The 20171-nt window shown below is 64.9% G+C and carries 19 protein-coding genes; 11 read left to right on the top strand and 8 right to left on the bottom strand.

Features of this window, described 5'->3' with window-relative positions; translation table 11 throughout:
* Positions 1 to 73: 73 nt before the first annotated feature.
* The 9 genes from OOT43_RS20135 to yacG all read left to right on the top strand — a co-directional run bounded on the left by OOT43_RS20135 (position 74) and on the right by yacG (position 10428).
* The gene (locus OOT43_RS20135) at positions 74 to 1567 is read left to right on the top strand and encodes a leucyl aminopeptidase (protein WP_266022500.1); all 1494 of its coding nucleotides are present in this window, start codon (positions 74 to 76) and stop codon (positions 1565 to 1567) included.
* Positions 1564 to 1995 carry a DNA polymerase III subunit chi gene (locus OOT43_RS20140; protein ID WP_266022501.1) on the top strand — a complete coding sequence of 144 codons (432 nt, stop codon included), beginning with the start codon at positions 1564 to 1566 and terminating at the stop codon, positions 1993 to 1995. Before OOT43_RS20135 ends, OOT43_RS20140 begins: the two co-directional genes overlap by 4 nt.
* Positions 1996 to 2089: 94 nt before the next feature.
* Positions 2090 to 4855 carry a valine--tRNA ligase gene (locus OOT43_RS20145; protein ID WP_266022502.1) on the top strand — a complete coding sequence of 922 codons (2766 nt, stop codon included), beginning with the start codon at positions 2090 to 2092 and terminating at the stop codon, positions 4853 to 4855.
* A gap of 49 nt (positions 4856 to 4904) precedes the next feature.
* Complete coding sequence (gene pilB, locus OOT43_RS20150) at positions 4905 to 6620, top strand: type IV-A pilus assembly ATPase PilB (RefSeq protein ID WP_266022503.1); 1716 nt, start codon at positions 4905 to 4907, stop codon at positions 6618 to 6620.
* 4 nt (positions 6621 to 6624) lie between these two features.
* On the top strand, positions 6625 to 7839 hold the full coding sequence (locus OOT43_RS20155; protein ID WP_266022504.1) for a type II secretion system F family protein: 1215 nt from the start codon (positions 6625 to 6627) through the stop codon (positions 7837 to 7839).
* A 10-nt stretch (positions 7840 to 7849) separates the two neighbouring features.
* Positions 7850 to 8728, top strand: a complete 879-nt coding sequence (locus tag OOT43_RS20160) for a prepilin peptidase (RefSeq protein ID WP_266022505.1) — start codon at positions 7850 to 7852, stop codon at positions 8726 to 8728.
* Between the two features lie 7 nt (positions 8729 to 8735).
* Entirely contained in the window at positions 8736 to 9332 is a 597-nt protein-coding gene (gene coaE / locus OOT43_RS20165) for a dephospho-CoA kinase (protein WP_266022506.1), read from the top strand.
* Positions 9333 to 9433: 101 nt separating this feature from the next.
* Positions 9434 to 10201, top strand: a complete 768-nt coding sequence (zapD, locus tag OOT43_RS20170) for a cell division protein ZapD (RefSeq protein WP_266022507.1) — start codon at positions 9434 to 9436, stop codon at positions 10199 to 10201.
* A gap of 11 nt (positions 10202 to 10212) precedes the next feature.
* Entirely contained in the window at positions 10213 to 10428 is a 216-nt protein-coding gene (gene yacG, locus OOT43_RS20175) for a DNA gyrase inhibitor YacG (protein WP_266022508.1), read from the top strand.
* A 38-nt stretch (positions 10429 to 10466) separates the two neighbouring features.
* Here the strand turns inward: yacG and cysG are convergent, their stop codons facing one another.
* On the bottom strand, positions 10467 to 11867 hold the full coding sequence (gene cysG, locus OOT43_RS20180) for a siroheme synthase CysG (protein ID WP_266022509.1): 1401 nt from the start codon (positions 11865 to 11867) through the stop codon (positions 10467 to 10469).
* 47 nt (positions 11868 to 11914) lie between these two features.
* Between cysG and OOT43_RS20185 the strand changes: the two genes are divergently transcribed.
* On the top strand, positions 11915 to 12145 hold the full coding sequence (locus OOT43_RS20185) for a sulfurtransferase TusA family protein (RefSeq protein WP_266022510.1): 231 nt from the start codon (positions 11915 to 11917) through the stop codon (positions 12143 to 12145).
* Between the two features lie 7 nt (positions 12146 to 12152).
* Here OOT43_RS20185 and OOT43_RS20190 read toward each other — a convergent pair whose 3' ends face one another.
* Positions 12153 to 12815, bottom strand: a complete 663-nt coding sequence (locus OOT43_RS20190) for a histidinol-phosphatase (RefSeq protein ID WP_266022511.1) — start codon at positions 12813 to 12815, stop codon at positions 12153 to 12155.
* Between the two features lie 191 nt (positions 12816 to 13006).
* On the opposite strand from OOT43_RS20190, the gene OOT43_RS20195 reads away from it, so the two are divergent.
* A complete protein-coding gene (locus OOT43_RS20195) occupies positions 13007 to 13582 on the top strand; it encodes an RNA pyrophosphohydrolase (RefSeq protein ID WP_266022512.1) in 576 nt (191 codons plus the stop codon).
* Here the strand turns inward: OOT43_RS20195 and cpdA are convergent.
* The 6 genes from cpdA to argF all read right to left on the bottom strand — a co-directional run bounded on the left by cpdA (position 13483) and on the right by argF (position 20158).
* Positions 13483 to 14274 carry a 3',5'-cyclic-AMP phosphodiesterase gene (cpdA, locus tag OOT43_RS20200; RefSeq protein ID WP_266022513.1) on the bottom strand — a complete coding sequence of 264 codons (792 nt, stop codon included), beginning with the start codon at positions 14272 to 14274 and terminating at the stop codon, positions 13483 to 13485. The two genes, OOT43_RS20195 and cpdA, sit on opposite strands and share 100 nt — an antisense overlap.
* Positions 14275 to 14280: 6 nt before the next feature.
* Positions 14281 to 15627, bottom strand: coding sequence for an amino-acid N-acetyltransferase (gene argA / locus OOT43_RS20205; RefSeq protein ID WP_266022514.1), 1347 nt, complete (start codon positions 15625 to 15627; stop codon positions 14281 to 14283).
* Positions 15628 to 15643: 16 nt separating this feature from the next.
* Entirely contained in the window at positions 15644 to 16810 is a 1167-nt protein-coding gene (argE, locus tag OOT43_RS20210; RefSeq protein WP_266022515.1) for an acetylornithine deacetylase, read from the bottom strand.
* Positions 16811 to 16825: 15 nt separating this feature from the next.
* The gene (gene ilvD / locus OOT43_RS20215; protein ID WP_266022516.1) at positions 16826 to 18514 is read right to left on the bottom strand and encodes a dihydroxy-acid dehydratase; all 1689 of its coding nucleotides are present in this window, start codon (positions 18512 to 18514) and stop codon (positions 16826 to 16828) included.
* A gap of 55 nt (positions 18515 to 18569) precedes the next feature.
* Entirely contained in the window at positions 18570 to 19133 is a 564-nt protein-coding gene (locus tag OOT43_RS20220) for a TIGR04211 family SH3 domain-containing protein (RefSeq protein WP_266022517.1), read from the bottom strand.
* A gap of 128 nt (positions 19134 to 19261) precedes the next feature.
* On the bottom strand, positions 19262 to 20158 hold the full coding sequence (gene argF / locus OOT43_RS20225) for an ornithine carbamoyltransferase (protein WP_266022518.1): 897 nt from the start codon (positions 20156 to 20158) through the stop codon (positions 19262 to 19264).
* Positions 20159 to 20171 lie beyond the last annotated feature (13 nt).

Here is a 20171-nt window from a genome sequence, read left to right on the forward strand (position 1 = left end):
AGCAGCTTTTCCGGCGGCTGAGCTGCGCGTGGACGCGGCGGTGCCGGGTGACTCAAAGCAGGCGGATGATAGCATGGAGTATTCGACAAGAACTGATGCGCTGGATCGGCTTTCGACCGATTGTCTGGTCGTGGGCGTGTTCCAGAAGCGCAAGCTCGCGCCCACGGCGGAAGCCCTGGACGCAATGCTCGACGGGCTGCTGGCCAAGCTGCTCAAACGCGACGATGTGGAAGGCAAGGCCGGCGACACTTTGCTGATCAACCACGTGCCGGGCGGCCGGATCGACCGGGTGCTGCTGGTGGGCCTGGGAAAGCGCGAGGAGCTGAACGTGGCCGGCTACCGCAAGAGCCTGGCGGCGGCGTTCAAGGTGCTCAAGGAATCCGGCGCCAAGCATGCCGTGTCGGCATTGCACGAGGTCGAGGTCGGCCAACGCGGGGTGGACTGGAAGGCCCCCCAGGCCGTCGAACTGCTGGAAAGCGCGCTCTACCGCTTCCAGGAGATGAAGGGCGACACTTCCGAAGATCACCCGCCGCGCCTCTCGAGACTTCAATTCCTGGCGGCATCCGAGACGGATCGGGCCCTGGCCGAGACCGGAATCCGCGAAGGGCAAGCCGTTGCCCGCGGCATGACCCTGGCCCGCAACCTGGGCAATCTTCCGGGTAACGTCTGCACCCCCGCCTACCTGGCGGAGCAGGCGCAGGCCATCGGCAAGGAGCACAAGAAGCTCAAGGTTTCGGTGCTGGAAGAGAGCGATATGGAGGAGCTCGGGATGGGCGCCCTGCTGTCGGTGGCGCGCGGCAGCCGCCAGCCGGCCAAGCTGATTGTCATGGAATACCGCGGCGCCGGCGGCAAGGCCAAGCCCTACGTCCTGGTCGGCAAGGGCCTGACATTCGACGCCGGCGGCATTTCCTTGAAGCCCGCCGCCAACATGGACGAGATGAAGTACGACATGTGTGGGGGCGCCAGCGTGATCGGCGCGATCCAGGCGGTGGCGGAGCTCGGGCTGCCGCTGAACGTGGTTGGACTGGTGCCGGCCTCGGAGAATCTTCCCGACGGCAACGCCAACAAGCCCGGCGACATCGTCAAGAGCATGGCCGGCGTCACCATCGAGATCCTCAATACCGATGCGGAAGGTCGCCTCATCCTGTGCGATGCGCTGACCTACGCCAAGCGCTTCGATCCGGTGGCGGTGATCGACGTGGCGACCCTGACCGGGGCCTGCATCGTGGCGCTGGGGCGCCATCCCAGCGGCCTCATGGGCAACGACGACTTACTATGCGAGCAGCTGATCCGGGCTGGTGACGCCACCTGGGATCGGGTCTGGCGTATGCCGATCTGGGACGATTACCAGGAGCAGCTCAAGTCCAATTTTGGCGACGTCGCCAACATCGGCGGGCCGGACGGCGGCAGCATCACCGCCGCCTGCTTCCTGTCGCGGTTCGCCAAGGACTTCAAATGGGCGCATCTCGACATCGCGGGGACCGCGTGGAAGACCGGGGCGGACAAGGGTGCCACCGGCCGTCCCGTGCCGCTTCTGGTGCAATACCTCATCGACCGGGCGGTATGACCCGCGTCGATTTCTATCTGCTGCCGGGCAACGAAAGCGTTTTTCCCTATGCCTGCAGGCTGACCGAGAAGGCCTACCGGCAGGGGCACAAGGTATTCCTGTCGACGGACACGGAAGAGGAGGCGGCGCGGCTGGACGAACTGCTGTGGACCTTCCGCCAGGGCAGTTTCGTCCCGCACTTGGCGGTTACCGGAAACACGGATGCCGGTGCCTGTCCGGTGGCAGTGGGCCGGGAGCCGCCCGCCGGCTTCGACGACGTGATGATCAATCTGGGTTCCTCCGTGCCGGAGGCGTTCCGCCGGTTCCGGCGCGTGATCGAGCTGGTCGAGCCGGATGATGCGGCGCGGGCACTCCGGCGCGAGCATTTCCGTTATTACCGCAGCCAGGGGCTGAGTCCCGAAATGCTCGACCTCGAATCCGCCGCATGACCGCCCCTGCGGGTTCGCTATCATTAACATATTATAATTGCTGGAAAACGCCGGCTTCGGAGCCGGCCGGTTTCGCTCATCTTTCTTGAAATCCATGGACAAAGTCTACGAACCCCACGCCATCGAACAGCGCTGGTATCAGCTCTGGGAGGAATCCGGTTTCTTCGCCCCGGCGGGCGAGGGCGCGCCGTACTGCATCATGATTCCGCCGCCCAATGTCACCGGCAGCCTGCACATGGGGCACGCTTTCCAGGACACGGTGATGGACCTCCTGATCCGCTACCACCGCATGAAGGGCAACCGCACCCTGTGGCAGGCCGGCACCGACCATGCCGGCATCGCCACCCAGATGGTGGTGGAGCGCCAGCTCGCCGCTGGCGGCCAGACCCGCCACGATCTGGGCCGCGAGGCGTTCATCGGCAGGGTCTGGCAATGGAAGGAGACCTCCGGCGGCACCATCACCCGCCAGCTCCGCCGCATGGGGGCCTCGCTGGACTGGTCGCGTGAGCGTTTCACCATGGACGATGGGCTGTCGCAGGCCGTGCGCGAGGTGTTCGTCCGGCTGTACGAGGAGGGATTGATCTACCGCGGCAAGCGCCTGGTGAACTGGGACCCGGTGCTGCACACCGCCGTGTCCGACCTGGAGGTGATGTCCGAGGAAGAGCAGGGCCATCTCTGGCACATGCGCTACCCGCTCGCCGACGGCAGCGGCCATCTGGTGGTGGCGACCACCCGTCCGGAAACCATGCTCGGCGACACCGCGGTGGCGGTGCATCCGGAGGACGAGCGCTACCGCCACCTGATCGGCCAGTCGATCCGGCTGCCCCTCACCGGCCGCGAGATTCCGGTGATCGGCGACGACTACGTCGACCCCGAATTCGGCTCCGGCTGCGTCAAGATCACCCCGGCCCATGATTTCAACGACTACGCCATCGGCGTGCGCCACGCGCTGCCGATGATCGGCGTGTTCGACAAGAGCGCGGCGATTTTGCCGCTGGCGGACGTCCCCGCCAAGTACCACGGCCTCGACCGCTACGAGGCCCGCGACCTGATCGTCCACGACCTCGACGAACTCGGTTTGATCGAGAAGATCGAGGAGCACCGCCTGATGGTGCCGCGCGGCGACCGCACCGGCGTGGTGGTCGAGCCGTTCCTCACCGACCAGTGGTTCGTCAAGGCGGGCCCCCTGGCCGAGCCGGCGATCAAGGCGGTGGAGGAGGGACGTATCCGCTTCGTGCCGGAGAACTGGAGCAACACCTATTACCAGTGGATGTACAACATCCAGGACTGGTGCATCAGCCGGCAGATCTGGTGGGGACACCGCATCCCGGCCTGGTACGACGGCGAGGGCCGAGTCTACGTCGGCCGCTCCGAGGACGAAGTCCGGGCCAGGCACGGCCTCGGTGCGTCCGTCGCGCTGCGGCAGGACGAAGACGTGCTGGACACCTGGTTCTCCTCCGCCTTGTGGCCATTTTCCACCCTGGGTTGGCCCGAGCGTACCCCCGAGCTCGACACCTTCTATCCCACCAGCGTCCTGGTCACCGGTTTCGACATCATCTTCTTCTGGGTCGCCCGGATGATCATGATGGGCTTGAAGTTCATGGGCGACGTGCCATTCCGCGAGGTCTACATCCACGGGCTGGTGCGCGACGCCGAAGGCCAGAAGATGTCCAAGTCCAAGGGCAACGTGCTGGACCCGATCGACCTGATCGACGGCATCGCCCTGCAGGATCTGGTCGCGAAGCGGACCCAGGGGCTGATGCAGCCGCAGATGGCGGCGCGGATCGAGAAGCGCACCCGCCAGGATTTCCCCGAGGGCATCCCGTCCTACGGCACCGACGCGCTGCGCTTCACCTTCGCCTCGCTGGCCTCCACCGGCCGCGACATCCGCTTCGACCTGAAGCGGGTCGAGGGCTACCGCAACTTCTGCAACAAACTGTGGAACGCGGCGCGCTACGTGCTGATGAACACCGAAGGGCAGGATTGCGGCCTGGGCGGCGGCGCCTGCAGCTACAGCCTGCCGGACCGCTGGATACGCAGCCGCTTCCAGGCGGCCGTCGGCACCGTGACGGAGGCGGTGGGCCAGTACCGATTCGACCTGGCGGCGCAGGCCATCTACGAGTTCGTCTGGAACGAGTACTGCGACTGGTACCTGGAGCTGGCCAAGGTCGTGCTCCAGTCCGGCGACGAGGCTGCCGCTCGCGGCACCCGCCGGACCCTGGTGGGCGTGCTCGAAGCCCTGCTGCGGCTGGCACATCCGTTCATGCCCTTCATCACCGAGGAAATCTGGGCCAGGGTGGCGCCGCTGACGGGGGCGTCCGCGCCGACCGTCATGCAGCGGAACTATCCGGAAATCGACCCTGCCCAGGCCGATCCCGAGGCCGAGCGCGAAATGGCCTGGGTGATGGACGTGATCCTGGGCGTGCGGCGCATCCGGGCGGAAATGAACCTCGCTCCGGCCAAGCCGCTGCCGGTGCTGCTGAGCCACGGGACCGATCTGGACCGCGTCTGGTCGGAGCGTTCGGCCCCCTTGCTGGAGAAACTGGCGCGGCTGGAGAGCCTGAGCTGGCTGGCGCCGGGTCAGGCCGAGCCGGAATCGGCGATCGCCCTCGTGGGTGATCTGCGCGTCCTCATTCCGATGCGGGGGCTGATCGACAAGGCGGCCGAGCTGACGCGGCTGGATAAGGAAATTCAGCGTCTGAGCAAGGAGCTGCCGCGGCTGGAAGGCAAGCTCGGCGATGCCAGCTTCCTGGGCAAGGCCCCGCCGCAGGTGGTGGAAAAGGAGAAAGCCCGCCTCGCCGATTTGCAGGCCGGCCTCGCTTCGCTCGTCGCCCAGAAAGAACGCATTCAGGCCCTGTGATGCTCACGCATCTGTCACAACGGGGCGGGTTCGGGGGAGCGGCCTGAACATGGCCGCGGTTTCCGGCGTCCAGCAACTGAGCGGCTTGGCGAAAAGCCTGGTCAAGGCCCAGCTGCTTTCGGAGACGGATGCCCAGGCTTACTTCGAGGATGCGCGCCGGAAGAAGACCCCTTTCGTCAGCTATCTCGTCTCCAACAAGATCCTCGACGGTCTCCAGATCGCCCAGGTCGCCCATCAGGAGTTCGGGCTGCCGCTGCTCGACCTGGACGCGGTCGTCTTCGACATTCCCCCGACCCAGTGGGTCAGCGAGAAGCTGATTCGCCGCCATCACATCCTGCCCCTGCTGCGGCGGGGCAACCATCTCTTCGTCGCGGCCTCGGATCCGACCAATTTTCTGGGTCTGGACGAAATCACCTTCCAGACCCGTCTCGTCACCGATTGCATCCTGGTCGAGGAGAACAAGCTTTCGCGCTGCATCGAAGCGGTCCTGGACGCGGCCGACACCAGCCTGAAGCAACTGCTCGAAGAGGACCTGGACAGTCTCCAGATCACTGCCGGGGACGACGAAGGCTCGCACGCCGAACCGGAAGTTTCCGGCATCGACGATGCGCCGATCGTGCGTTTCGTCAACCGGCTCTTGCTGGACGCGGTGCGAAAAGGGGCGTCGGACATCCATATCGAGCCCTACGAAAAATTCCTGCGCATCCGGTTTCGGCACGACGGCATCCTGCACGAGGTCGCGAATCCTCCGGCGGCGCTGGGGATCAAGATATGCGCCCGCATCAAGGTGATGTCGCGCATGGACATCGCGGAACACCGGATTCCCCAGGACGGCCGCATCAAGATGACGCTGTCGCGCTCCCGCGCCATCGATTTCCGCGTCAATACCTGCCCGACGTTGTTCGGGGAAAAGATCGTGTTGCGTATCCTCGATCCCGGTTCGGCCCAGATTGGCGTCGAGATGCTCGGATTCGAGCCGGAGCAGCGGGACAATTTCCTCCGCGCCCTGGAAAAGCCCTATGGCATGATTCTCGTCACTGGGCCCACCGGCAGCGGCAAGACCGTCACTCTCTACACCGGCCTGAACCTGCTCAATCGCGTCGAAGCCAACATCTCTACCGTGGAGGACCCGGTCGAAATCACGGTGCCCGGTATCAACCAGGTCAACGTCAACTACAAGACCGGCCTCACGTTCGCCGAGGCGCTGCGCGCGTTTCTGCGCCAGGATCCCGACATCATCATGGTCGGCGAGATCCGCGACCTGGAGACCGCCGAGATCGCCGTCAAGGCGGCCCAGACCGGCCATCTGGTACTTTCGACCCTGCACACCAACGATGCCCCTCAGACCTTGAACCGTCTGATGCAGATGGGGATCCCGGCGTTCAACATCGCCTCCTCCGTGCTCCTGATCATGGCGCAAAGGCTGGCCCGCAGGCTTTGTCCACATTGCAAACGGGAGGAGAAGGTTCCGCCCGAGGTTCTGCTCGCGTCCGGCTTCCGGGAGGAAGACATCGGCAATTTCACGCTCTACGGACCGGTGGGCTGCGAGCAGTGCGTGAAGGGCTACAGGGGGCGGGTCGGCATCTACCAGGTCATGCCGATTTCGGAGGAAATCAACCGCATCATCCTGGAGGGTGGGAACGTGATGGCCCTGACCGAGCAGGCGCACGCGGAGGGCATCGCGGATTTGAGGGAGTCCGGCTTGAAGAAGGTGAGGGCGGGTGTCACCAGCCTCGAGGAAATCGACCGTGTGACGAGAGACTGAGAGGGTGGCGAGCCAGGAAACCGTATTGTTCGTCTGGGAGGGCCTGGACAGGAACGGCAGCCGGACCAAGGGCGAAGTCAGCGCCCGGTCGGAGATCACCGCGCGCGCGGAGCTGAGACGGCAGGGCATCCGCGTCGTCAAGATCAAAAGGAAGCCCAAGCCGCTGTTCGGCGGTCCGCGCAAGAGGATCACGCCGAAGCACATCGCGGTGTTCAGCCGCCAACTCGCGACCATGCTGTCGGCCGGGGTGCCCCTGGTGCAGGCTTTCGAAATCGTGGGCCGCGGCCACGACAATCCGGCCATGCAGGATCTCCTCCTGGGGATCAAGGCAGACGTCGAGAGCGGCACGACCCTGGCGGATGCGCTGTCGAAGCACCCGGTCCATTTCGACGAGCTGTTCTGCAACTTGGTCAGGGCCGGCGAACAGGCCGGTGTGCTGGAAACCCTGCTGCACAAGGTGGCCGATTACAAGGAAAAAACCGAGTCCCTCAAGGGCAAGATCAAGAAGGCTTTGACCTATCCGATCGCGGTGATCGTCGTTGCGGTGATCGTGACTTCCATCCTGCTGATTTTCGTGGTGCCGACCTTCGAGGACCTGTTCAAGAGCTTCGGTGCCGACCTGCCCGCCTTCACCCAACTGGTGATCGATCTTTCGCGCTGGCTGCGTGACTGGTGGTACGTGGCCTTCGGCTCGCTGGGCGTCGCGGCGACGGCGTTCGTGAAGGCCCGGCAACGTTCGCCGGCGTTCAATCATCTGCTGGACCGGCTGGCCCTGGGAGTGCCGGTTGTCGGCGCCATTCTGCACAAGGCCGCCGTCGCCCGCTTCGCCAGGACCTTGTCCACCATGTCCGCGGCAGGCGTACCCTTGGTCGAGGCGCTGCAGTCGGTGGCGGGCGCGACCGGAAACATCATTTACGGCGAGGCGGTCATGCGTATGCGCGAAGACGTATCCATCGGCCAGCAGCTCCAGATGTCGATGCGCCAGGCCAACCTGTTCCCCAACATGGTGATGCAGATGGTGGCGATCGGCGAGGAATCGGGGTCGCTCGACAGCATGCTGTCGAAAGTCGCCGATTTCTACGAGGAAGAAGTGGACAATGCCGTGGACTCGCTGAGCAGCCTGCTCGAGCCTTTGATCATGGTGGTTCTGGGTGTGCTGGTCGGGGGGCTCGTGATCGCCATGTATCTGCCGATTTTCAAACTGGGTTCCGTCGTCTGAAGGGGTAATCTTGACTGACTTTATTTTGTTTCCGGAGGGGCTGGCGTTGATCGCGCTCTGCGGCCTGTTCGGACTGATCATCGGCAGTTTTCTCAACGTGGTCATCCATCGCGTGCCGCTGATGATGGAACGGACCTGGCGCAGGGAGTGCCGGGAATTTCTCGAGCCCGGTGTTGAGCACCCTTCCGGTGAGCCCGAATACAATCTGTGGAGGCCGGGATCGCAGTGTCCGCATTGCCAGGCGCCGATCCGGTTCTGGCAGAATGTCCCGCTGCTCAGCTATCTCTGGCTTCGCGGCCGTTGTGCCGCCTGCGGCACGGCAATTTCCTGGCGTTATCCTCTGGTCGAGATGCTCACGGGGGTGCTGTTCGCCACGGTGGCCTGGCATTTCGGCGCGTCCTGGCAAGCTCTGGCCGCGTCCGGCCTGACGGCGGGCCTGATCGGACTGGCCTTCATCGATCTCGATCACCTAGTGCTCCCGGACAACATCACGCTTCCTATACTTTGGCTGGGGCTGCTGCTGAACGCCCAAGGTCTCTTCTGTACCTTGGAGACGGCGCTGTACGGCGCCGTTGCCGGCTATCTCCTGCTGTGGACGGTGCATCGCGGTTTTCTGCTGCTGACCGGACGCGAGGGCATGGGCTTCGGCGACTTCAAGCTGCTCGCGATGCTGGGAGCCTGGTTGGGCTGGCCGATGCTGCCGGTGATCATCCTGTTCTCATCGATCTCCGGGGCGGTGATCGGTTCGATTGCGCTGGCGGTGGGCGGAAAGGATAGGGATACCCCGATCCCCTTCGGGCCGTTTCTGGCGGCTGGCGGCTGGATCGCCCTGCTGTGGGGAAACGCACTCAACGATGTCTACTGGCGCTGGGCCAGTGTCGGAGGCTAGCGTAAAAATGCTTGTGGTCGGTTTGACGGGCGGCATCGGTGCCGGCAAATCCACGGTTGCCCGCATGTTCGCGGCGCGCGGCCTCGAGGTGTTCGACGCGGACGCAGTGGCGCACCGGCTGCTGGAGCCGGGGCAGCCGGCTCTGAAGGGCGTCGTCCGGGCATTCGGCAGCGACATCCTCGGTGCGGACGGCAGACTCGACCGGGCGACGCTGAGGCGCCGCGTCTTCGCCGAACCGAAGTCCCGCAGGCGCCTGGAGGGGATCGTGCATCCCCTGGTCTATGCCGAACTCGCGCGTCTGGTGCTGGGGGCGACAGGCAGCTACTGCCTGTTGTGTGTTCCCCTGCTGTTGGAGACAGGTCGGCGCCGGTTCGTGGACCGCCTGCTGGTCGTGGATTGCCCGGAGACCGTGCAGATCGAACGGGTGGTTCGGCGGAGCGGTCTGCAGCCCGAGGAGGTGCGTGCCATCATGGCTGCCCAGGTATCCCGTAGCGAGCGGCTGGCGGCGGCGGACGACGTCATCGTCAACGCCGCCGATCCGGCCAGCCTGGAGGCGGAAGTGGATGTCCTGCACCGGCGTTACAGCCTTCTCGCTGCGGCTTGACTAATCGAGGCCAAAGTTGACAATGACGCCGTCGACCGATTGTCCGGTCCGACGATCTCGCGGGCTTACCCCGTATCCCAAATCCGACCGGTTTCCCGAACTTGAAGAATCAAATCGTTTATGAGTTTCCGTTAAACGAACGGATGCGCTTGTTTCTGCGCCTGGAGCAATTGTTCCGTCAAGCCAGGCATTTCGCCCAGGGCGGTTCGGTCTGGGATTGCCGCGCGGTCGTGGCGACCCTGAACGAGATCGTCGCCCTGCTCAGCCGGAACGACATCAAGTCGGAAATGCTCAAGGAGCTCGACCGGCTCGGCGGGGCATTGGGCAAGATGCAGGGCAACCAGCACATCGACCAGGAGGCGTTGAGCTCGGTGCTCGGCCAGCTCGATTCCGCCGGCCAGCGCATCTACGGCCACAGCGGACGGATCGGCTTTCAGGTGATGGAGAACGAGCTGTTCAAATCGGTCGCGCAGCGGACGGCGATTCCGGGCGGCACCTGTTCGTTCGATTTGCCAGGCTACCATTTTTGGCTGGAGCGGGATGCCGAGCGGCGGAGGAACGAGGCCACCGAATGGCTGGACAGCTTCCGTTCCGTGCAGGAGGGGATAGGACTCATTCTCGGTCTGCTCCGTGACAGTGCCGCAGGCATCTGGGAAACCGCCCATGGCGGATTCTTCCAGAAGAATCTGGACCATGCCGCGGCAGTCCAACTGCTTCGCGTCGCGGTGCCGATCGAGCTGCCTTATTTCGCGGAAATCAGCGGCGGCAAGCACCGCTTCACGGTCCGCTTCCTGACCGGCCTTCCGAACGAGCGTCCCGTGCAGTGCAGCGAGAACGTGCCTTTCCAGTTGACCGCCTGCCTGCTCTGAAGCTTCCACCGATGTCGCGCGTTTACACCGTCGTGCGTTGCCCCCAATGCGGCAAGCCGGTGCCCTGGACCGAAACGCAGAAATTCAAGCCGTTTTGCAGCGAACGTTGTAAGCTGATTGATCTGGGCGGCTGGGCCAACGAGGACTACGCCATTCCCGGAGAGTCGGTCGACACCGAGGAGTCGTCCGAATATCGGAACGGCGAGGAAGATCCCTCCGCCGGCTGATACTCCGCTCCTAACGGCCATTTCCGGACGTTCCTTCCTCATTCTTTCCGGTTGCGGTACCAGGCGAGTTTTTCCCGCAATTCCACCACGTCTCCGATGATGACGAGAGTGGGCGCCTTGACCTCCGAGTCCGAGATCCTGGCAGGGAGCGTTTCCAGCGTGGCGACCGCTACCTGCTGGTCGCGGGTGGTGCCCTGCTGGACCAGCGCGGCCGGGCGGGACGGCGGCGCGCCGTGGCGGATCAGCTCGGCACAGATTTGCGGTAGTCCCTGCAGGCCCATGTAGACCACAACGGTCTGATGGGGCCGGGCGAGGTGGGGCCAGTCGAGGCCCTGCAGGGTTCCATCCTTCAGGTGGCCGGCGACGAACACGCAGGCATGGGCATGGTCGCGGTGGGTGAGGGGAATGCCGGCATAGGCGGCGCATCCTGCCGCCGCCGTGATTCCGGGGACGACCTGGAATGGAATGCCGCGCGCCATCAGGGTTTCGATCTCTTCGCCGCCCCGGCCGAAAATGAACGGATCGCCACCCTTGAGGCGGACCACGCAGTTGCCTTCGGCGGCCAGATTTGCCAGCAGCTCGTTGATGCTGTCCTGGGGAATGCTATGGCGGCTGCGCTCCTTGCCCGCATAGATGCGCCGCGAGTCGCGGCGCACCAGCGCCAATATCTCTGGCGAAACCAGACGGTCGTAGACCACGACGTCCGCCTCCTGGATCAGCCGCAAGGCGCGCAGGGTCAAAAGATCCGGATCGCCGGGGCCTGCGCCGACCAGCGCGACCGACCCCGGCGAAGGCCCGCCTTGTTTCGCGGAGGCTTCGGCTTCCTCGAGCAGCAGCATCTCGGCTTCTTCCGCGCGTCCCTGCAGCGCCAGTTCCGCGACCGGGCCTTGCAGCGCCTGCTCCCAGAAATGCCGGCGCGTGCGGGCGTCGGGGATAGCTCGCTTGATATGGTCGCGCAGTCCGCCGGCGATCCGGGCCAGAGTCCCGAAACGGGACGGAATACAAGCCTCGATGCGGGTCCGAAGCTGCCGGGCCAGGACGGGTGAGGCGCCTCCGGTGGATACCGCGATCACCACCGGGGAGCGGTCGATGATGGCAGGGAAGATGAAGTCGCACAGGTCGGGGCAATCGACTACGTTGACCGGGATGCCGCGCCCCCGCGCGGCGGCTGCGACATCAGCGTTGACCTCGCGATCGTCGGTCGCCGCGATGACCAGCCGAAAACCTTCGCTGTCGGCCGCCTCGAAGGTTTTCGCGCGCAGCCGGATGCGGCCGCCTTCGGCCATTTCGACGATGGCTGCGTCGGCCGCCGGGGCGATCACGGTGACCGCTGCGCCAGCTTCGAGCAACAGGCCGAGTTTGCGACCGGCGACCTCCCCGCCTCCCACCACTAGGCAGGGGGCGCCGCAAAGCTTGAGGAAAATCGGCAGGTAATCCATGGGGTGGGCTTTTGTTAAAATGGGAACATGTATAACGGAGTCAGAGCATGATCACCATAGACCAGGAGCTGGATACCAGTGGGCTGATGTGTCCGCTGCCGCTGCTGCGCCTGAAAAAAACCCTGCAGCTCATGGGCAGTGGCCAGACTGTGCGGGTGCGGGCGACCGATCCCGCGTCAGTCCTCGATTTCGGAGTCTACCTCGAACAGGCGGGACACGATCTCGTCGAATATGCCGAAGAAACCGGCGCGCACCTCTTCCTGATCCGGAAAGGCTGAAGAGAACTCAGGCGGCTCGCAGGCTGATGACCGGCCAGCCCCGCTCCTCGGCCGTGCGGCGCAGGGTGGGGTCGGGGTCCACCGCCACCGGATGGGCCACCCGCGAGAGCAAGGGAATGTCGTTGTGCGAATCGCTGTAGAACCACGTGTCGGCCAGATCGTAGCCCTCGTTGTCCCCCAGCCATGCCGACAGCCGGTGAACCTTGCCTTCGTGGAACGATGGAATACCCTCGACCTGCCCGGTATAGCGGCCTTCGCGGAACTCGGGCTCGGTGGCGATGAGGTTGTCGATGCCGTAGAGCCGCACGATGGGCTCGGTCACGAAGCGGTTGGTGGCAGTGATGACCAGCAGCGTGTGGCCCGCCGACCGGTGCCGTTCGACCAGATCCCGGGCTGGGGTCTGCACGATCGGCAGGATTTTTTCTTCGACGAACGACTCGCGCCAGCGAAACAGTTGCTCGGGTTCGTTTTCCGCCAACGGGCGCAGAGCGAACGCCAGGAATTCGCCGATATCCAGCGTGCCGTTTTTGTATGCTTCGTAGAATCGGGCATTGGCCGCTTCGTAGGCCTCTGGATCGACGATGCCCCTGTCCACCAGGAAGCGGCCCCACAGGTAGTCGCTGTCGCCGGCAAGCAACGTATTGTCGAGGTCGAATATTGCCAGAGTCACGGGTTTCCTTTACATTCCAAATACATTAACGGGATTTCGCATCGGTGTACTGCTAACAGCCGTCGAGGCTTTCGCGCAGGGCTCTTGGGCCGGTGCGGGGTGTGTGGTCGGCGGCGGGCGAAACGACGCTAAGTCACTTGCGACCGGGAACAGTATACCAGTTGGAGACAATGGGCGGATTAGCGGGAGATATGATCGATGCCGAGGGCTATCGCCTGAATGTCGGCATCATCCTCAGCAACGACGAGGGCCGGGTGTTCTGGGCGCGCCGGGCGGGCATGCGTTCATGGCAGTTTCCTCAGGGCGGCATCAAGGTCGATGAAGACCCGGATGCCGCGATGTTCCGGGAACTCTACGAAGAGGTTGGGCTGGAACGCCAATACGTCGAGATTATCGCTCGCACCAAGGGCTGGCTGCGCTACCAGCTTCCGGAACGCTTCATCCGCCGTCGCTCCTATCCTCTGTGCATCGGCCAGAAGCAGATATGGTATATCCTGCGCCTCACCGGTGCCGAAGCCAACATCCGGTTGGACTGTTCCGAGCGCCCGGAGTTCGACCGCTGGTGCTGGGTCGATTACTGGCATCCCTTGAGCGACGTCGTCTACTTCAAACGGGAAGTCTACCGTCAGGCCTTGGGCGAACTGCAGCGTGCATTGCAGGCGGGCGCTCAGGCGCTGTCCGACCCCGGTGGGGGGGGCGTCAGCACTGCGACGCGGCAGATTCCTGTTGCGACGGACCCTTCCGGCCCCAGTTCGAGCCAGCGGTAGCCCGGCTGCTCCTCATCCAGCGCGAAGGTCCGGCTGGCAGGCCTGAACTGGATGCAGGTGGACGGTGTGCCGAATACCCGCTTTCCTTCGATTTCGAAGTCCGAAACCTGGTGGGTATGGCCGTGCAGGATGGTCTTTACCTGCGGGTGCCGGCCCAGCACGGCGAAAAATTCACCGGCATTGTCCAGGATCATCGTATCCATCCAGGCGCTCCCGCTGGGGACGGGATGGTGGTGCAGGGCGATCAGGGTATGAAGCGACGGATGGCGGCTCAGCGTCCGCTCAAGCAGGGCGAGCTGTTCTTCCGACAAGGAGCCGCCAGCCGAGTCGGGCACGGTGCTGTCCAGGCAGACGATCAGCCAGGGGCCCTTCCGGATCACGGGTTCGTTCAGCAGCGGCGTTTCGTCCAGAATCCGCCGCGCGAGCGCGGGTTCGTCGTGATTTCCGGGTAGCCAGTAGCAAGGCGCCCGCAGTCCGGCGCAAAGCTCGGCAAGCCTCCGGTAGCTTTGCGGCACCGGGTCCTGCGTCAGGTCGCCGGTGAACAGGATCAGGTCGAAGCGGTCCCGGTTCGCATGATCGATGACCGCGCGCAGCGTGGCCGCACTGTCGGCACCGTAAAACCGCGCTTCCGGGTCGGGCAGGATGTGCGAGTCGGTGATGTGGAGGAGGCGCAGCGTTCCTGAATCCGGCATGGGCGCTCAGCTTTTCCTGGGAATTTCGGCTGGCCTGATCGTCTTGATCAGCACCTGGGAGTTGCGTTCTGGGCTGTAGCTCGCACGCCGCTGCGCGGGCAGGTCCGCGGGCGAGGCGGGTTCGAAGCCGCGTTCGCGGAACCACTGCATCGCCTGGGTGGTCAGCGCGAAGAGCCGTGCCAGGCCGAGCTTGCGCGCGCGCTGCTCGACGAATTCCAGCAGCCTTTCGCCGCGGCTCTCGCCGCGGTAGTCTGGGTGCAGGGCGAGACAGGCGAATTCGCCCAAGGCCTCGGCCGGAAACTCGTGCAGGGCGGCGCAGCCCACGATCAGGCCGTCGCGCTCGATGACGACATAATCCTCGATTTCGGTTTCCAGGCGTTCGCGGGAGCGGTTCACCAGGGCGCCGGTTTGTTCGAGCGGCTGGATCAGGTCCAGGATGCCGACCACGTCGTTGATGCGCGCCGGGCGCAACTCTTCGAACGGATTGGCGCTGACGAGGGTGCCGACGCCGTCGCGGGTGAACAGTTCCAGCAGCAGGGCGCCATCGATGTGGCGATCGAGCAGATGGGCGCGGGCCACGCCGGAGCGGCAGGCCTTGATGGCGGCTGCCAGATGCGCGGCCACACCCGACTCCAGCGAGCCGGCCCGTTCCAGCAGGCGCTCGGCCTCCTGCACCGTGATCTGGTGGATCATCCGGCCATCCGGATCGGCGCAGGCCTGTTCCATCAGCAACAGCAGCTTGTCGGCCCCCATGGCGCCGGCTACGGCAGTCGCCACCTCCTCGGCGCTGAGGTTGAAAATTTCCCCGGTGGGCGAATAGCCGAGCGGGGAGACCAGAACGACGCTGCCTTCATCCAGCAGCCGGCGCATCGCGCCGGCGTCGACGCGGCGCACGTCGCCGGTATAGCCGAAATCCACGCCTTCGCGTACGCCTAAGGGCTTGGCGACCACGAAATTGCCCGAGGCGACTCGGATCCGCGCTCCGGCCATGGGTGAATTGGCAGCGCCCATCGACAGCAGGGCCTCGATCTCGACCCGCACGGCGCCGGCGGCCTCCTGCACGCATTCCAGCGCGGCCGCGTCCGTGATCCGCAGACCCTGGTGGTAGCGCAGTTCTGCACCGCGGCTGCGCAGGCGCCGCTCGACCTGAGGGCGGGTGCCGTGCACCAGCACCAGCTTGATCCCTAAGCTGTGGAGCAGCGCGAAGTCATGGACCAGCTCGGCGAAGCGCCCGTCGGTAAGGGCTTCGCCGCCGAAACTGACGACGAAGGTGCGGTTCCGGTGCGCATGGATGTACGGTGCGGCGCCGCGGAACCAGCGTACGAAGGTTTGGGGGGCGATGCCTGGATTCATCCCGAGCTATCCTCCGTCAGGGTGCCGGCGCGATGCAGTAGCGCTCGATGAGACCGCGGAGAATCGCAGTCGCAGGCTCGATGTGTTCCAGCGGGAGGTATTCGTCGGGCTGGTGGGCCTGTTCGATGTGGCCGGCGCCCAGGACTACGGTTTCCACCCCGAGCCGGGACAGGAAGGGGGCCTCGGTACCGAAGGAAACGGCGCCGGCCCGGGCGTGGCTCAAGTGCTCGCAGCAGCGTACCAGTCCGGCGTCCGCCCGGGTCTCGAAAGCCGGCACGCCGCCGAACAGGGATTCGACGGAAAGCTCGAGCCGGGGCGAAGCCGGCAATGCCTGTCCCAGCCGCCGCTTCAGCAGGCTGCGGAGCTCCCCGATGTCCATGCCGGGCAAAGGCCTCAGGTCGATGCTCAGCTCGCAATGGCCGCAGATGCGGTTGGGATTGTCGCCGCCGTGGATGGCGCCCAGGTTCAGGGTCGGCACCGGCACGGCGAAGGCCGGATTGCGGTAGCGCTCCTGCAACTCCTCGCGGATGGCCAGCAGTTCGGAAATCACCCGGTGCATGCCCTCGATGGCGTTCGCACCCAGGGCGGGATCGCTGGAGTGCCCGGCCTGGCCGCGGACACGGATCGACTCCATCATGACGCCCTTGTGCATGCGAATGGGCCTGAGGCCGGTAGGTTCGCCGATCACGCAGCAACGGGCCGGGGCGAGCTGTTCCGGCAGGAGCGCCTTGGCACCGGCCATGGAGCTCTCCTCGTCCGCCGTGGCGACCAGCAGCAGGGGCCTCCGCAGCGTAGCCGGGTCGATTTCGCTCGCGGCGGACAGTACCAGAGCAAAGAAGGATTTCATGTCTGCACTGCCGAGGCCGTAGATCCGCCCGTCCTTCTCGATCGCCGTGAACGGGTCGCTGTGCCAGCGGTCGGGATCGCAGGGCACCGTGTCGGTATGGCCGGACAGGGCCAGGCCTTCGCCGCCCTCCGCCGGTCCGAGGGTGGCGATCAGGTTGGCCTTGCCGTGTTCCAGCGACTGGATTGCGACGCGGAAGTCCAGCGCTTCGGCCCATTCCGCCAGCAGGTCGATCACGGTCCGGTTGGGCTGGTCGAAGCGCGGGTCGGTGCAACTGACCGAGGGCCGGGCGATCAGCGCCCGGATCATCTCGCGCGGGTGCGGCAGGCGCCGTGCCATGGTTGCGGTGCGAGGCTAGAGATGGTTGTCGGTGACGGCGCCTTCCGAGGCCGAGCTCACCAGCTTGGCGTACTTGGCCAGCACGCCTTTGGTATAGCGCGGCGCTGGCTGGCTCCACTGCGCCAGGCGTCGGCCGATTTCGTCGTCGGTGACGTGCAGCGTCAGTTCGCGGGTCTCGGCGTCGATGGTGATGGTGTCCCCGTCCCCGACGATCGCCAGCGCTCCGCCGGTGTAGGCTTCCGGGGTGATGTGGCCGACCACGAAGCCGTGGGTGCCGCCGGAGAAGCGTCCGTCGGTGATCAGGGCGACCTCCTTGCCCAGGCCCTTGCCCATGACCGCCGAGGTGGGGGAGAGCATCTCGCGCATGCCGGGGCCGCCCTTGGGGCCTTCATAGCGGATGACGATGACGTCGCCTTTCACGATCGTGCCGTCGAGGATGGCCTTGAGTGCATCTTCCTCGCAGTCGAACACGCGGGCGGTGCCGGTGAAGCTCAGGCCCTCCTTGCCTGTGATCTTGGCGACCGCGCCGTCCGGCGCCAGGTTGCCTCTGAGGATCACCAGATGGCTGTCCTTCTTGATGGGGTTGTCCAGCGGCCGGATCATGTCCTGCCCAGCCGGGTAGTCGGGCGCGTCGGCCAGATTCTCCGCCAAGGTCTTGCCGGTCACGGTGATGCAGTCACCGTGCAACAGGCCGGCCTCGAGCAGTTCCTTCATCAGCGGCTGGATGCCGCCGATTTCCACCAGTTCGGCCATGGAGTAACGCCCGCTGGGCTTGAGATCCGCCAGCATCGGCACCTTCCGTCCGATGCGGGTGAAGTCGTCGAGCTTCAGATCGACGCCGCAGGCGTTGGCCATGGCCAGCAGATGCAGCACCGCGTTGGTGGAACCGCCCAGAGCGACCACCACCGTGATGGCGTTCTCGAACGCCGGCTTGGTCATGATGTCGCGGGGTTTGAGTCCCAGGTCTAAGAGCTTGAGCACCTGCGCACCGGCCCGCTCACAGTCCAGTTCCTTGTCCCGGGAAATGGCCGCCTGGGCCGAACTGCCCGGCAGGCTCATCCCCAGTGCCTCGATGGCGGAGGCCATGGTGTTGGCGGTGTACATGCCGCCGCAGGAACCGGGACCGGGGATCGCCTTGGATTCGATGGCGTGCAGCTCGGCGTCGTCGATGCGGTTGTTGGCGCGGGCGCCGACCGCCTCGAACACCGAGACCACGTCCAGCTTCTTGTCGCCGTAGCAGCCGGGCAGGATGGTGCCGCCGTACACGAACACCGCCGGGCGATTCAGGCGGGCCAAGGCGATCATGCAGCCGGGCATGTTCTTGTCGCAGCCGCCGATGGCGACCACCCCGTCATAACCCTGGCAGCCGACCACCGTTTCGATCGAATCGGCGATGACTTCGCGCGACACCAGGGAATATTTCATCCCTTCGGTGCCCATGGAGATGCCGTCGGAAATGGTGATGGTGTTGAAGATGACCGCCTTGCCGCCGCTGCCGTCGACGCCGCGCGCAGCGTCCTCGGCCAGCTTGTTGATGTGCATGTTGCACGGCGTCACCATCGCCCAGGTGGAGGCGATGCCGATCTGCGGCTTGGCGAAATCGGCGTCGCCGAAGCCGACGGCGTGCAGCATGGCGCGGCTCGGTGCGCGCTCCATGCCGTCTACGACCTGGGACGAAAAGGGACGGGGGTGCTTGTCGGTCATGTTGAGTTTCCTTCGGGAATGTCCGGTTCGCCCTGGATGGCGAGGATGAGAGACGTCAGAACGAATCCCAGCTGCTGCGTTTGCGCCAGCCGAGCTGCGGAACGATCAGGCCGAGCACGAAGCCGCCGGCCAGTACGCCGGCGCCGATCAGGAACCAGCGTTGGCGGGTGTCTTCAGCCAACGCCTGGTTTTCCAGGCGCTTGGCTTCGAGATCGCGCTCGACGGTCGCCAGCGTTTCGCGCAGACGGTTGCGTTCCGCTTCGATCTGAAGGGCGTTGGCTGAGGTCTGCCAGATGGAGGCCAGCTCCGCCGTCAAACGCTCGTTTTCGGAGCCGAGATTGCGGGAGTTCGATTCTGCCGTTTCCCGGCCGGATCGCAGGTCGGCGAGTTCGGCTTCGAGTGATTTGCGCTCGTTTTCGATTTCGGCGAGCTTCTGTTTGAGCTCGAGGTTCTTCTGCTTTACCTCGTTGAAGTCCTTCAGGAGAACGACCTGGCCGCCGCGCGGTTTCGGGGCCTGGACCGGCGGTGAGACGGACTCGGCCGGCGCACGGCCGCGTTCCGGTGCGGCGCTCGCTCCCGAGGCCGCGGCAAGCAGAAGGCAGGCTAGGGTTCTTTTCATCTCGGGCCGAATACCAATGAAAAAAACGGACGAATGCAGGTATGGAGGGGCGGAACTCGCCGTATGCCGGCAATGAAAACGAATTATAACGCCGACTGCGGATTCACCAACGCAGTCCGAAAACCGCTTCAAGCCGCCAGCAGAAATTCCAGCAGGGCTTTCTGGGCGTGCAGCCGGTTCTCGGCTTCGTCCCATACGACACTTTGCGGACCTTCGAGCACTTCGGCGGCAACTTCCTCGCCGCGATGGGCGGGGAGGCAGTGCATGAACAGCGCGTCGGGGTGCGCCAGAGCCATGAGCGCAGCGTCCACCTGGTAGCTCCGGAACGCGGCGATGCGCTCGGCCTGTTCGCTTTCCTGTCCCATGCTGGCCCAGACGTCTGTCACGACCAGGTCGGCGCCGGTCACCGCGGCCCGGGCGTCCTGGCCGATCTCGATCCGCTTGCCCGCCGCTTCGACCAGATCGGTCTCGGGTTCGTAGCCCGGGGGGCAGGCGATGCGCAATTCGAAATCCAGCAGTTCGGCGGCGTGGACGTAGGTCTGGCACATGTTGTTGCCGTCGCCGATCCAGGCGACGGTTTTGCCGGCGATGTCCCCGCGGTGCTCGAAATAGGTCTGCATGTCCGCCAGCAGTTGGCAGGGATGGAAGCGGTCGGTGAGTCCGTTGATGACCGGTACCCTGGAACAGTCGGCGAAGATTTCCACGGTGCGGTGCGAATGCGTGCGGAGCATGATGCAGTCCACCATGCGGGACAGCACTCGCGCCGAATCCTCGATCGGTTCGCCGCGTCCGAGTTGCGTATCCCGCGGGGACAGGAAGATGGAACTGCCGCCGAACTGGGCCATGCCGACTTCGAACGACACCCGGGTACGGGTCGAGGATTTTTCGAACACCATCCCCAGGACCTTGTTTTTCAGGGGTTCGTAGGGTTCCTTCCGTCCCTTCAGTTCGATGGCGCGGGTGATCAGTTCCCGGAATTCAGCGGAGCTGAGATCGCGCAAGGTCACGAGATGACGCGGTTTCATGGCGGATCTGCTG

The sequence above is a fragment of the Methylococcus mesophilus genome (genome assembly GCF_026247885.1).
Lineage (GTDB): Bacteria > Pseudomonadota > Gammaproteobacteria > Methylococcales > Methylococcaceae > Methylococcus > Methylococcus mesophilus.

Excerpts from the sequence above, each read along its gene's own strand:
- argF (WP_266022518.1), bottom strand. The coding sequence starts at position 20,158 with ATGAAACCGCGTCATCTCGTGACCTTGCGCGATCTCAGCTCCGCTGAA.
- coaE (WP_266022506.1), top strand. The coding sequence starts at position 8,736 with ATGCTTGTGGTCGGTTTGACGGGCGGCATCGGTGCCGGCAAATCCACG.
- OOT43_RS20140 (WP_266022501.1), top strand. The coding sequence starts at position 1,564 with ATGACCCGCGTCGATTTCTATCTGCTGCCGGGCAACGAAAGCGTTTTT.
- OOT43_RS20135 (WP_266022500.1), top strand. The coding sequence starts at position 74 with ATGGAGTATTCGACAAGAACTGATGCGCTGGATCGGCTTTCGACCGAT.
- pilB (WP_266022503.1), top strand. The coding sequence starts at position 4,905 with ATGGCCGCGGTTTCCGGCGTCCAGCAACTGAGCGGCTTGGCGAAAAGC.
- argA (WP_266022514.1), bottom strand. The coding sequence starts at position 15,627 with ATGAATCCAGGCATCGCCCCCCAAACCTTCGTACGCTGGTTCCGCGGC.
- cysG (WP_266022509.1), bottom strand. The coding sequence starts at position 11,867 with ATGGATTACCTGCCGATTTTCCTCAAGCTTTGCGGCGCCCCCTGCCTA.
- ilvD (WP_266022516.1), bottom strand. The coding sequence starts at position 18,514 with ATGACCGACAAGCACCCCCGTCCCTTTTCGTCCCAGGTCGTAGACGGC.
- yacG (WP_266022508.1), top strand. The coding sequence starts at position 10,213 with ATGTCGCGCGTTTACACCGTCGTGCGTTGCCCCCAATGCGGCAAGCCG.
- cpdA (WP_266022513.1), bottom strand. The coding sequence starts at position 14,274 with ATGCCGGATTCAGGAACGCTGCGCCTCCTCCACATCACCGACTCGCAC.
- OOT43_RS20145 (WP_266022502.1), top strand. The coding sequence starts at position 2,090 with ATGGACAAAGTCTACGAACCCCACGCCATCGAACAGCGCTGGTATCAG.
- OOT43_RS20185 (WP_266022510.1), top strand. The coding sequence starts at position 11,915 with ATGATCACCATAGACCAGGAGCTGGATACCAGTGGGCTGATGTGTCCG.
- OOT43_RS20195 (WP_266022512.1), top strand. The coding sequence starts at position 13,007 with ATGATCGATGCCGAGGGCTATCGCCTGAATGTCGGCATCATCCTCAGC.
- OOT43_RS20220 (WP_266022517.1), bottom strand. The coding sequence starts at position 19,133 with ATGAAAAGAACCCTAGCCTGCCTTCTGCTTGCCGCGGCCTCGGGAGCG.
- argE (WP_266022515.1), bottom strand. The coding sequence starts at position 16,810 with ATGGCACGGCGCCTGCCGCACCCGCGCGAGATGATCCGGGCGCTGATC.